Raw genomic sequence first — 12,061 nt, forward strand, 5'->3', positions numbered from 1 at the left:
ACGCGCTCTGCCTATCAGAGCGCGTTTTTCTATGCCTGATCGTCAGGCATGAAGCCAATGGCTCAAAAGAACAACAACCATTGCCGCACCACCCAGAATTCAGCCGCCAGCATGGTTGCGAACAGGGCTTTGCCCCAAACCGGCAATCCACGCTGCCACAGCAAAGCATATGCGGCCAGACAGACAAAGGCTGAAACCGGCGCCACCCACAAGGCATGATGATCGCTGTCCCAATAGCTGACAGGGCTGTGAAACACCCAGTCGCTGACGGGCCAGAACTGTGGCCGTCCGTCGCCCGCATGAAGCAGGAAATCTGTCGCAAGATGCAACAGACCCGCCGCTGCGCCGACAGCCAGAACATGCCAACCTCTCCAGAGTGCCAGCAGGAATGCCAGCCCCCAGAGGATAAAGGAATTGTCTATGGCGAATACGGTCTGCCAAGCCGGGGAATAGTAAAGCTGCCCGAAGACCACCTGTTCGGGAACGCCCAGAACAAACAGGGACACGCCCGCCATCACGTATAGGGACAGATCCGGCAATAAAGCTCCCAGGAGCGCAGCCCAGAGGATACGTCCTTGCGGCGGCCGGGCAAACACGGCAGCCCCGATCAAAAGATGCGCTGGCGTATTCATCCGGGGCTTTCCCTTTCGGCTCAAATCAGATCATCTGCGCCCAGACTTATAGGAGACAAAACATGGTTCGCGCCATCATGATTCAAGGCACCGGCAGCAATGTCGGAAAATCGGTTCTGGTGGCCGGGCTGGCGCGCGCCTACACGCGTCGGGGGCTTCGGGTCGCGCCGTTCAAACCGCAAAACATGTCGAACAATGCTGCCGTCACCGAAAACGGCGGCGAAATTGGCCGCGCACAGGCCCTTCAGGCCCGTGCGGCAAAGCGGGCACCCCACACGGACATGAACCCTATTCTGCTGAAACCTGAAACCGATACCGGCGCGCAGATCATCGTTCAGGGGCAGCGCGCTGGCACGATGAAGGCCGGTGACTATCGCAGGGACAAATCCAAGCTGCTGGGCGCAGCGTTGGAAAGTTTTGACAGGCTCTGCGCCGACGCTGATCTGGTTCTGATCGAGGGCGCTGGCAGCCCGGCTGAGACCAACCTGCGCAAAGGTGACATCGCCAATATGGGATTTGCCCGTGCAGCGGACATACCTGTTGTACTGGTCGGGGACATTCATCGTGGCGGGGTGATTGCGCAGGTCGTTGGCACTCAGGCCGTGCTGGACGAAGGCGACGTGGCGCAGATCAGGGGTTTTGCCATCAACCGTTTCAAGGGCGACGTGTCCCTGTTCGACGAAGGCCGTGATGATATCTCGACCCGAACTGGCTGGCCCTGCCTTGGGGTCGTGCCATGGTTTCACGACGCCTGGAAACTGCCGGCCGAAGACATGATGGACATCCGCTCCCATACAGGCGGCGCGTGCAAGGTCGTTGTGCCCCAACTGGAGCGTATGGCCAATTTCGACGATCTCGATCCGTTGTCTGCTGAGCCCGGCGTGAGCGTCGAGGTCATTCCAGGCGGACGTCCCCTGCCCGGCGATGCGGATCTTGTTCTGCTGCCCGGAAGCAAATCCACGATCGGAGACCTGAGCTATTTCCGCGCACAGGGCTGGGATATCGACCTCTATGCCCATGTTCGCCGGGGCGGCCATGTCCTTGGATTGTGCGGCGGCTATCAGATGCTGGGCAAAACCATTTCCGATCCCGATGGCGTGGATGGCCGACCGGGTAAGGTTGATGGATTGGGATTGTTGAACGTCGATACCGTCATGGGCGGCCAGAAACAGGTCATCCTGCGTTCGGCCCATGCCCTGCCCGACCGGGAACCGGTCAGCGGGTACGAAATCCACATGGGCCATACCGACGGCCCGGACCGCGCCCGCGCATGGCTTGAGATCGAAGGCAGACCAGAAGGCGCCGCCAGCAGCAACGGCCGGGTCAAGGGCAGTTATCTGCATGGCATTTTCTCGTCAGACGCATTTCGCGCCCGCTATTTGTCAACGCTGGGCGTGACGTCGGACATTGCCTACGAAGACGGTGTAGAGCAGGCGCTGGATGATCTGGCCGATCATCTGGAGCGCCACATGAATCTTGACCTGATGCTGAGCCTGGCGCAGCCACCACAGCGTGGCTGAATCTTATCCCAGATCTTTCGCGGCGAGCGCGCGGGCGATTTCCCGCCGCACCATTTTGCGCACGTTTCGCGTGATCCGCTCGCCCATCGCGCCTTGCAACTCCTGACGGACAACTTCCGCGATCAGCTCACGCAATGTTTCTTCATCCAAATCCGTTGTCGAAACGTCTTCAACGACTTCAGTGGCACGATCGGATTCAGCCGGTCGTCCCGCCCGGATGAACTCTGCGTTTTGTATCGAAGCGGAGTCGGGTTGAGGATCGTCCGTATCTTCCTGATCAGTCAGAACGACGGTCCTTGCGGCCGCAAACTCCTCTTCGACGTTCCACGGCAGGGAATGCGTCGGTGTGCCGGAATAGGCGTCTGCGCTGTCGCCATCCGGCTCCCATTGATCCTCGGTTTGCGCAATCGCCGCTTCCAGCGCTTCGATCTTGGCACTCAGGCTGATCGCGGGATCATCGGTTGAGCCGGTTTCCGCGGAATGCCCCTCGGTCGCGTCATCCGCAGTGTTGGCAGGATCACCTGCCCTGACGATGTCGCAGGCACGCAGCAGCATCGGCTTGGCCGAGTCGGCAACATCAGGAGACGGCTTGGCGGGCATGATCTCGGGCTGAGCAGGTTTGCTGATGCGCAGCGCGTCCGTCAGCACCAAACGCCCCGGCTTGCGCGTTGCACCCTTTTGATCCGAGGAGGATTTACCGCGACTGTCTTCACTGACCAGACGTTTGACCGAAGACAGAACGTCTTCGATCCCTGCTTTCACGACATTATCAGACATTGTTCTCTACCGCTCTATCGTTGGATCGAGTGTAGCCAAACAATCCGAGCCCTACAACAAATAGTATTGCCGGTTAGTCCCGACGCAACGCTTTGAGGACTCGATCCAGATCCTTGCTTTGTTTGCTGACACGCGCGGGGGCTTTCTTGACCAGGTTGTAATACAAAGTCGGGTCATAGATCTGAACCGCCAGGCCCAGACGTTCCGCCGTCAAAAGGCCCTGCGCCTGCAACAGCTGAAACGCTGCGCGGGATCGTTCCGTTCGTGACGCCACTTCGGCCAGTTGCGCGTCCAGCAAATCCTGCTGAGCATTCAGAACATCCAAGGTGGTCCGGGCACCCAAGGTCGCTTCTTCCCTGATGCCATCAAACGCGACCCGCGATGCGCGAACCCGTTCCGTCGAAGCCCTGAGGCTGGCGCTGGCCGCCTGAAACGCCGCATACCGGTCCGTGACGCCCTGTATGATGTTCTTTTGCACGTTCAGAAGGTTCGCACGAGACGCATCCCGGTTTGCCATGGCACGCCGCACATTCGCGGCCAACCGGCCGCCGGCATAAATCGGCTGTGTAAAGTCCAGCGAAACGGTTGCGTCATTCACATAGTCGTTGTTGTCATAGCTCTCCCGCACGCCCGCATCCGCGTTCAGGCTGACATTCGGCCCAAGGTTGGCCCGCTGTTGCTGGACAATCAGATCAAAGGCCCGGACCTGATGCTGCGCCGCCAGAATCGCCGGGTGGTTGCGTTGCGCGAGGCTGATCGCCTCTGCCTCGCTCCGCGGCAGATTGGGCAGGCTTGGTTGACCAGCCGTCCGCCCTGGCGCCTTGCCGACCGCGTTGACATATTCAGCCTGCGCAATGCTCAATTCACCGCGTGCAACCGCAAGATCCGCCTGCGAGCTTGCCAACTGCGCCTCGGAAAGCGCAACGTCCGTGCGCGTCACTTCGCCGACTTCGAAGCGGTCATTCGATGCGCGAAGTTCTTCCGCCGAAACATCCACGTTGTTCTGGCGAATTGCGACTGTTTCTTCCTGAAGCAGCACGCCCAGGTAAGCATTCACAGCGCGGATAAGCACCTGTTGTTCAATATCGATCAGGGTTTGCCGTGTCGACAGAACCGTTTCCTGCGCCGATTGCTTGCCCAGAACCGAGGCACCACCATCATACAGAAGCTGGGTCAGCCCCAGCCCGGCAAAAAATCTGGATGGCTCGGTCGTCGTGACCACATTGTTGGTCCGAGACCGGGTATAGTCCTGGCTGACCTGCACGGTCCAGTTGATGATCGGCCGCAATGCGGCAAGCGCGATCGCCACGTCTTCATCTGCCGCGCGCAGAAGCGCCCGGTTCTGCTCCAGCAAGCCGCTTGTGTTGTATGCGCCGATGAAGGCGTCTGTTATGTTGTCAGCCCACGCCGGACGCCCTGGCATAACGCTGATGGCAAGCCCTGCGGTCACTGCGAATGCCTTGACCAGCTTGCCTGTCGCTGAACCACGCATACCGAAATCCTCTCAAACGAAATTACACTGCCCTGAAGGCAGTTTGCGGTCTTCTTTTCAACTAATCAAGGCGCCAGCAGAATCTATCGGCGAACTATAGCGAAAATGCACACTCCGCCGAAAAGCTCTCTAGTATCGGTGCACTGGCGTTGAAGGCATCCCGCCAGCTGACCCGGCCTCCGGTCTTTCGACCGATCCGCACGGTCCCAAGATTTCCTTCAACAAACAGGCAGGCGATCCGGCCATGTTCCTTGAGCTGATCCAACAGAGCATCGGGAACCCGTTCAACACCGCCCTGCACCATGATCGCATCGTAAGGACCGTGTTCAGCCGCACCCTGGTCCAAAGGACCGACGTGGATGATGGCGTTGTCCACATCCGCCTCAGCCAACAGGCTTTGCGCCTCGGACGCCAGCGAGTCGTCGCTTTCCACACCAACAACCAACTGGGCCATACGCGCGGCAACCGCAGTGGAATACCCTGTCGCCGGAGCGATATCGAGAATCATCTCGTCGTTTGAAATGTTGAGCGCATCCAGCATTTTAGCGAGCGTTCTCGGCTCGAGCATACAGCGCCCGTTGCCCAGATCGATCACAGTGTCGGCATAGGCCGCCTCACGCTGTGCGTCAGGTACGAAGTTTTCGCGCGGGACATTCAGCATCGCCTCAATGATCGGGAACTTTGTAACATCCGAAGGTCGGATTTGCGTATCAACCATAGTGCGGCGCCGGGCAGCGAAATCTGTCATAGGATCTCTCGAGTCATTCCCAAAGTTAACCGGCTTGTGCCACATCCTGAACCGCCCAGCAACGGCCCTGTTGACGCAACCCCCCTGCGCCTGAGCGTTTTCGGTTGCGGGCTTCGGCAAATTTCAATCTCGTCGTCAAAATTGCGCGCAATCCTCTGGACGCCCCTTGGGAAAGCTGCTAAAACCCCACGCACACCACGGCAAGTATTTGATATTACTTGAAAAGGCGAGTTGGCGGAGTGGTGACGCAGCGGATTGCAAATCCGTGTACACCGGTTCGATTCCGGTACTCGCCTCCAAGATCTTGTATGCTACCCACGAAAAATAACTAATTACCACAAGATGTAGCTTCTCTATTTTGGTGCACAATTCGTACACAGTCCGCGTGCAGATTCGGCTGCATTTTGAGACCTTTTGCCGTATACTGAGAAAAAACAGGCAACTAGGCGAAGCAGCACGCGATGAGCTACGGCGTTACCACTGTAAATGTGCACAAAAAACTGAAGCTGGATAAGCGCCAGGGCAGCGAAAATTGGTACGTGCGGCTGACTTTGGACAACGGCAAACGTGTTGTGAAAAGCACAAAGACAGACGACTTAGAGGAAGCCAAAGAACGCGCAATTGAGTTGTACCACGAGACCAAGGCGCGCATTAGAAACAACCTCCCTGCACAAACACGCAAATTCAAGCACGTAGCTGAGTATGCGATTGCGCGAATGCAGCGCGAACTTGATGAAGGCGGCGGCAAGCAAGCTTACAAAGATTACTTCTCAGCATTGCGCATTTGGCTCATCCCGTATTTTGGCGACACGGATGTAGCGAAGATAGACTTGGCAATGCTGACCAAGTTTGACGCATGGCGTACTGAGACGAATAAAAAGCCGTTCTCTCAAAGCGGCATCAATAATCACAATGCGGCACTGAACAGAGTACTGGACGAAGCAGAACTGCACGGCTGGATCGTAAAATCCATGCGCCCCACCCTGCTCAACAAAGGCGTTAAAAGCGAAAGCAGAGGCAGCTTCACGGACGCTGAGTACAAGAAGATTTATACTGCGCTGCGGACTTGGCACAAAAAGACAAAGGACAAGAAGGCGACAGCGACGCGCGAAGTGCTGCGTAACTACGTGCTGTTTCTGGCAAACACTGGCGTGCGACACGGTACAGAGGCTTTGCGGCTACGTTGGCGCAACATTGAATGGCAGGAAAACGACGGCGAGCGCTATTTGGTGGTGAACGTAGACGGGAAAACGCGAAAGAGAAGCGCAGTAGCGCGAGACACAGTGGAAGGCTACTTGGACAGGCAAAGCAAGCTGAACCCTGCTCTCAGCTATGACAGCTTCGCTCAGCTCATCGCAACAAAAAGCGACCAGCATGTATTCACCACGCGCTTGGGCGCTGTTGCAAATATCGCGAGCTTAAACCGCGCATTTAATGCGCTGTTGGACGACTTGGGTTTGAAAGTTGGCGCTGACGGCAAATCGCGCACTCTTTACAGCTTGCGGCACTATTATGCGACGCGGGATTTGAAGCGCGGCATCAGCACACACGCTTTGAGCAAACAAATGGGCAACAGCACGGCGATGTTGGACAAGCACTACAGCAAGTACAGCCCGTTGCTTAACGCTGAAATGCACAGCGGACGCGACATGCGAAAAAGCCAGAAGAAGGAAGCGGCGGCAAATGGCGGGGGCGTGGTGGAAACGGCGTTCAACATGCTTGCGGCAGGTAAACTGGATGAAGCAGGGCTGCTGGCGGCTTTGGGCGTTGAACGACAGAACTACGTGGTGACAGAAGAGATTGCGATGAAAGCGCTGGCGGCAAAGAACGATGACTTAATTGAGGGCGATACACTACTGCGGATCTTGAATGGGTAGCGCAAAACAAGTTTGTTTTTGGCCTTGCACTCAACTTCACCGCGAACTAGCTTCCATTCGTCAACGGCGATAGCCCGCAGCTTACATTGGCTGATACCTATAGTAACCCTTTAGGAATACTTGAGTATTAGCTTTGAGATTATCCATTTGATCTCTTAGTTGGCGGCTTCGTGTGAATGAAGCTGTGGGTTGCCGTTGGTTATGCATGAAGGAGAGTTACGATGAAAGAAACGTCTAAACTCAACCACCTTGCTCACAAACTGCGCCCGTGGCTGCTGGTAGTATTTTTGCTACTTCGCATAGCCAACGAAGCTGCAGAACTTGTGAGTAAGGTCGTCAACTATGCCCGTCAAATTCGAGAACTATACGCATTCATTCCGCCTCAATGGAAAACCTGTCTTCGCTCCGTCTGACCTTGGGCGTCGAATTGGCGAAGATGTGAAGCAACAGGTAGAAAAGGCACATTTATTCCCAGACTATTACTTTCATTTGAGACGCGGCGGTCACGTGTCAGCCCTACACGCACACCGCGGCAACACGTATTTCTGCAAGGTAGATATTGAGAATTTCTTTTATTCAGTCGCACGCAACCGCGTAGTTCGTGCTTTGCGGAAAATCGTTATTCCTCGCGCCGCGCATTATGGCAAATGGGCATGCGTTCGAAATCCGTACAGATGCCCTAGCTATGCTTTGCCCTATGGCTTCGTACAATCGCCAATATCTTCAGTTGCCTGATAGTGCGTTTCCGCGCCAACAACCCGCCTCCTCTGTTGCGCAAACTTCGAGAGGTGACGACGCACGGGAAGTCGTCGCTAGAACCTTGGGGAGTATTGCTGGCATCATAGTGGACTGGCCTGTCCAACCAACACTCTAGGGTTCCGTCACCAGCGATATTCTCGCTGATGAATTCAGCGAGCTTCTCAAACTCACTGTCAGCCTTTGTTCCCAGGCGTCCAAGTCATCCCGCCCACATGCCAGGTTCGGGGGCTGCCTCATGCAAATTGGCAAACGCCTCCATCTGACCGGTTCGTCAAACAAGGTCTTTACCATTGCTCGAAACGCCATTCCTTGAGAAATATAATGTCCCCAGATGAGCGAAAAACGAAACTTCATGACAAGCAGGGAAGGATGAACTAGGAATCTAACAAAGAAAAAGTTCTGGACGTATTGTGGAACACATTGCCTTTACCTTCGAGATGGGGGTCGTTTGCACCCTTCTGGCTTTCACCGTTTTCTTGTTCGTTTCCGAGATCATCAGGATCGACCTTTCCGCCATATTGGTTCTGGTTCTCATAGGTTTGCTCAGCTACGCGCCCGGGCTGGGAAATCTGGCGGATGTCACCCTTCTGTTCGACGGCTTCGCATCCAATGCCGTAATCTCGATCATAGCGGTCATGATCGTCGGGGCTGGTCTGGACAAGACGGGGATCATGAACAAGGTGGCTGCCGTTATCCTCAAATACGGCGGCAAATCGGAAGGCAGGGTCGTTCCAATCATCTCCGGAACCGTTGGCGTCATTTCCTCGTTCATGCAGAATGTCGGCGCCGCTGCTCTGTTTCTTCCCGTTGTCAGCCGAATATCTTCACGGTCAGGTATACCGCTGTCGCGCCTGCTGATGCCGATGGGATTCTGCGCCATTCTGGGCGGCACAATGACGATGGTCGGGTCGTCTCCTCTTATCCTGCTGAACGATCTGATCCTGACGGCTAATGACAGTCTGCCGACCTCTCAGAAAATGGAGCCCTTCGGCCTGTTTTCGGTCACGCCGATCGGTGCGGTTCTGATCCTGACCGGAATTGGTTACTTTTTGCTGTTGGGACGCTGGGTTTTGCCCGAGGCTGAAGAGCCTGACAATACGGGTACCGGACAAGGGACACAGGAATACCTGCAAAGGGTTTATGGCCTCAAAGCCGATGTGTTCGAAGTCGTGGTGCCCGAGGACAGCCCCCTGGTCGGCGAGATTCTGGCCGACATCAACCACGAAAACCACCTGTACATCATTTCCACCTTCTATCGCGGCAAAACCTCGATGGTTCAGGTTTTGACAGCGGAAATTGCAGCGCCGTGTCGGCTGGCCATCGTCGGCCGCCGTTGGGAGGTCGAGAAATTCGCCGAGAAATACGGGCTGACCGTTCTTCCCGACTTGGACGTTTTCGTCGAAGAGTTCGCCCCAACCAATGCAGGCGTGGCCGAGGTGGTCATCACGCCCGACAGCAAGCTGATCGGCAAATGCCCCCGCGAGCTTTTGTTTCGCAAGACCTACGGGATGTCGCTGCTGGCCATTCACCGCGGCGAAGAGACGCTGAGCCATGTCGAGACCGAGGATCACGAATCCACTCAGATCGGGCTCGAAAAGTTTCAGGCGGGCGACATGCTCGTGGCGCATACCAGATGGGACAACCTGATGCGGATCAAACGAGATCCGGATTTCGTCGTTGTGACAACGGACTTTCCACAGGACGAGCTGAGGCCGCAAAAAGTCGGCTGGGCCCTGGCATTTTTCGCCATTTCGCTGTCGTTGATCCTGTTCACGGATGTCCGACTTTCGCTCTGCCTTCTTACCGGAGCGGTGGGCATGATGTTGACCCGTGTGCTCAGCGTGGATGAGGCATACCGCGCGGTCGGCTGGAACACCGTTTTCCTGCTCGCCTGCCTCATACCGTTGGGACAAGCCGTACAGAACACAGGCACCGCTGCGTGGATCGCCCAGCAGATCATGATAATTCTGGACGGCTGGCCGCTATGGTCGCTGCAAACCGGCATCGCCATTCTGGCGACGGCCTTTTCTTTGGTCATGTCAAATGTGGGGGCCACGGTTCTGCTGGTGCCTCTGGCGGTATCGATTGCGATAGCGGCTGGCGGGAATCCGGCCGTCTTTGCCCTGACCGTCGCCATTTCAACATCGAACAGCTTCATCATCCCAACCCATCAGGTAAATGCCTTGATCATGGGGCCGGCAGGATACAAGGTGATGGATTTCGTGCGGTCCGGAGGGATCATGACTGTGCTGTTTCTGGTCGTCTCGCTGCTCATGATCAACGTCATTTATTAGCGCGAGAGGATCCGGGGTATTCGGTGGTCTTTTCCCATCATCGGGACAGGTTCCCTTGAGCCACCCGCTCACCACAGTGTACGACCCTGGCAGAGATACCGTTGGTCTCTGGGCCCATCTCAGGCTGAACCCCGCACGACATGCCGCCCATCGACGCCCACAGGTCGCTTTCTACTCCTCTGCATCATTGTTGCGCGCGACTCGCTTGACAAGCAGGCCAGCGGTGCCGCATGTCCCTTTCGTTGGTGTCGGTGACAGCCGATGAAAAGGGAATGCGTCAACGGTCATGCCGCCAAACGCAGCCGCCCCCGCGACCGTGAACGGAGAGGATGCCCAATGCCACTGGCCCAAAGGCCGGGAAGGCGGGACATCCGACAGAGGCCCGCCTCTGGCATCCGCAAGCCGGGAGACCTGCCAACAACCGAAGTTGAAACCGGGCGGGGTGTTCCGGTGTCGGGTCCGTGACCAATCGTGGCCCGCATGAAACCCCGTCCCCCGCGAAGAGGATTTGGGGGGATGAGAGACATGACCGAGACCACACCAGTCGAGTTGCTGGTCTGTACCACCTGCCGTCGCGGCCTGCCTGTCGAAGATGACGCGCAACGCCCGGGCGCTTTGTTGCACAAGGCCCTGGAACAGGCGGACCTGCCCGACGGTGTCACCCTGAAAGCCGTTGAATGCCTTTCAAACTGCGATCAAGGCTGTTCGATCGTATTGCGCGGCGGGCCGGGCCGTTGGACCTTCGTGTACGAAAACCTGAGCGAAACAGATCATGTCGACGTCATTGTCGACGGTGCGACCAAGTATCTGGCCACTGAAGATGGCTTGGTGAAATGGCGCGAACGCCCCGAACATTTTCGCAAGAACTGTGCCTCGCGCATTCCCCCGATTGGAGCCTGACATGTCGAACCTCGAAAAACTCCCCGTCACAGTGATCACCGGCTTTCTCGGCTCGGGCAAAACCACTTTGGTGCGTCACCTGATGCAGAACCCGCAGGGCAAGCGCCTTGCTGTCGTGGTCAACGAGTTCGGCGATGTGGGCGTCGATGGCGACATCCTGAAATCCTGCGCCATCCCGGATTGCCCGGCGGAAAACATCATGGAACTGGCCAATGGCTGCATCTGCTGCACCGTGGCAGATGACTTCATTCCCACCATCGAGGCCCTGATGGCGCTGGAGCCGCGACCGGATCACATCCTGATCGAAACCTCGGGACTGGCGCTTCCCAAACCGTTGCTCAAGGCGTTCGACTGGCCCGATATCCGTTCCAAGATCACCGTGGACGGCGTTATTGCTCTGGCCGATGCCGAGGCCGTGGCCGCCGGTCGTTTCGCGCCCAATGTCGAAGCGGTGGACGCCCAGCGCATGGCCGATGACTCGATCGACCACGAAACGCCCCTGTCCGAAGTGTTCGAGGATCAGATCTCGTGCGCCGACATCATCCTGCTGACCAAGCCCGACCTCGCCGGCCCCGAAGGCGTGGCGAAGGCGCGCGAGATCATCGCCGCCGTGGCGCCGCGCCCCCTGCCCGTGGTCGAAGTGGCCGAAGGTGCCGTGGACGTTCGCGTCGTGTTGGGTCTGGAAGCCGCCGCCGAGGATGACATGGACGCCCGGCCCTCGCATCACGACGGCCACCATGATCACGAGCATGACGATTTCGAAAGCATCATCGTCGAGTTGCCCGAGCAAGCCGATCCGACCCAACTGGTGGCCAATATCGAGCGTCTGGCGAATGAGCTGAACATCCTGCGGGTCAAAGGGTATGCTGCCGTTCAGGGCAAACCCATGCGCCTGCTGGTTCAGGCGGTCGGTGCACGGGTACGGCACCAGTATGACCGTCCGTGGGAACCCGGCGAAGAACGCCGTTCGCGTCTGGTCGTCATCGCCGAGCATGACGATATCAAAGAAGCGGAAATCCGCGAAATCCTCGTGGGTGTGCGTGAGGCTGCCGAGTAAGACCC

At 57.2% G+C, this 12,061-nt stretch carries 10 protein-coding genes, 1 tRNA gene and 1 riboswitch; of the genes, 7 read left to right on the plus strand and 4 right to left on the minus strand.

Annotated features, from left to right (window positions below; genetic code table 11):
- Positions 1-62: 62 nt before the first annotated feature.
- Positions 63-632, minus strand: coding sequence for a cobalamin biosynthesis protein CobQ (locus ACR0DJ_RS09480; RefSeq protein WP_480684693.1), 570 nt, complete (start codon positions 630-632; stop codon positions 63-65).
- 62 nt (positions 633-694) lie between these two features.
- Between ACR0DJ_RS09480 and ACR0DJ_RS09485 the strand changes: the two genes are divergently transcribed.
- A complete protein-coding gene (locus tag ACR0DJ_RS09485; RefSeq protein ID WP_480684694.1) occupies positions 695-2,152 on the plus strand; it encodes a cobyric acid synthase in 1,458 nt (485 codons plus the stop codon).
- A 3-nt stretch (positions 2,153-2,155) separates the two neighbouring features.
- Here the strand turns inward: ACR0DJ_RS09485 and ACR0DJ_RS09490 are convergent, their stop codons facing one another.
- The 3 genes from ACR0DJ_RS09490 to ACR0DJ_RS09500 all read right to left on the minus strand — a co-directional run bounded on the left by ACR0DJ_RS09490 (position 2,156) and on the right by ACR0DJ_RS09500 (position 5,169).
- Complete coding sequence (locus ACR0DJ_RS09490) at positions 2,156-2,929, minus strand: hypothetical protein (RefSeq protein WP_480684695.1); 774 nt, start codon at positions 2,927-2,929, stop codon at positions 2,156-2,158.
- A gap of 73 nt (positions 2,930-3,002) precedes the next feature.
- The gene (locus ACR0DJ_RS09495; RefSeq protein ID WP_480684696.1) at positions 3,003-4,421 is read right to left on the minus strand and encodes a TolC family outer membrane protein; all 1,419 of its coding nucleotides are present in this window, start codon (positions 4,419-4,421) and stop codon (positions 3,003-3,005) included.
- Between the two features lie 94 nt (positions 4,422-4,515).
- A complete protein-coding gene (locus tag ACR0DJ_RS09500; RefSeq protein WP_170346475.1) occupies positions 4,516-5,169 on the minus strand; it encodes a protein-L-isoaspartate O-methyltransferase family protein in 654 nt (217 codons plus the stop codon).
- Between the two features lie 225 nt (positions 5,170-5,394).
- Here ACR0DJ_RS09500 and ACR0DJ_RS09505 point away from each other — a divergent pair.
- The 6 genes from ACR0DJ_RS09505 (at position 5,395) to cobW (ending at position 12,056) form a co-directional block, all read left to right on the plus strand.
- A tRNA-Cys gene (locus ACR0DJ_RS09505) sits at positions 5,395-5,468 on the plus strand.
- Positions 5,469-5,630: 162 nt separating this feature from the next.
- Positions 5,631-7,046 (plus strand): tyrosine-type recombinase/integrase, encoded by a 1,416-nt coding sequence (locus ACR0DJ_RS09510; protein WP_480684697.1) that lies wholly within the window; start codon positions 5,631-5,633, stop codon positions 7,044-7,046.
- A 221-nt stretch (positions 7,047-7,267) separates the two neighbouring features.
- Positions 7,268-7,459, plus strand: a complete 192-nt coding sequence (locus ACR0DJ_RS09515; protein ID WP_480684698.1) for a hypothetical protein — start codon at positions 7,268-7,270, stop codon at positions 7,457-7,459.
- A gap of 783 nt (positions 7,460-8,242) precedes the next feature.
- Positions 8,243-10,099: an SLC13 family permease gene (locus tag ACR0DJ_RS09520; RefSeq protein WP_170347250.1), complete on the plus strand. Its 1,857-nt coding sequence runs from the start codon at positions 8,243-8,245 to the stop codon at positions 10,097-10,099.
- 226 nt (positions 10,100-10,325) lie between these two features.
- Positions 10,326-10,532: riboswitch (cobalamin riboswitch) on the plus strand.
- A 92-nt stretch (positions 10,533-10,624) separates the two neighbouring features.
- Positions 10,625-10,999 carry a DUF1636 family protein gene (locus ACR0DJ_RS09525; RefSeq protein WP_170347195.1) on the plus strand — a complete coding sequence of 125 codons (375 nt, stop codon included), beginning with the start codon at positions 10,625-10,627 and terminating at the stop codon, positions 10,997-10,999.
- Position 11,000: 1 nt separating this feature from the next.
- Entirely contained in the window at positions 11,001-12,056 is a 1,056-nt protein-coding gene (gene cobW, locus ACR0DJ_RS09530) for a cobalamin biosynthesis protein CobW (protein ID WP_480684699.1), read from the plus strand.
- The last annotated feature ends 5 nt before the right edge of the window (positions 12,057-12,061 follow it).

The sequence above is a fragment of the Ruegeria sp. BF10 genome (genome assembly GCF_056538725.1).

Coding starts and splice junctions, on each gene's coding strand:
- ACR0DJ_RS09480 (WP_480684693.1), bottom strand. CDS start 632: ATGAATACGCCAGCGCATCTTTTGATCGGGGCTGCCGTGTTTGCCCGG.
- ACR0DJ_RS09485 (WP_480684694.1), top strand. CDS start 695: ATGGTTCGCGCCATCATGATTCAAGGCACCGGCAGCAATGTCGGAAAA.
- ACR0DJ_RS09515 (WP_480684698.1), top strand. CDS start 7,268: ATGAAAGAAACGTCTAAACTCAACCACCTTGCTCACAAACTGCGCCCG.
- ACR0DJ_RS09490 (WP_480684695.1), bottom strand. CDS start 2,929: ATGTCTGATAATGTCGTGAAAGCAGGGATCGAAGACGTTCTGTCTTCG.
- ACR0DJ_RS09510 (WP_480684697.1), top strand. CDS start 5,631: ATGAGCTACGGCGTTACCACTGTAAATGTGCACAAAAAACTGAAGCTG.
- ACR0DJ_RS09495 (WP_480684696.1), bottom strand. CDS start 4,421: ATGCGTGGTTCAGCGACAGGCAAGCTGGTCAAGGCATTCGCAGTGACC.
- ACR0DJ_RS09520 (WP_170347250.1), top strand. CDS start 8,243: ATGGGGGTCGTTTGCACCCTTCTGGCTTTCACCGTTTTCTTGTTCGTT.
- ACR0DJ_RS09525 (WP_170347195.1), top strand. CDS start 10,625: ATGACCGAGACCACACCAGTCGAGTTGCTGGTCTGTACCACCTGCCGT.
- cobW (WP_480684699.1), top strand. CDS start 11,001: ATGTCGAACCTCGAAAAACTCCCCGTCACAGTGATCACCGGCTTTCTC.
- ACR0DJ_RS09500 (WP_170346475.1), bottom strand. CDS start 5,169: ATGACAGATTTCGCTGCCCGGCGCCGCACTATGGTTGATACGCAAATC.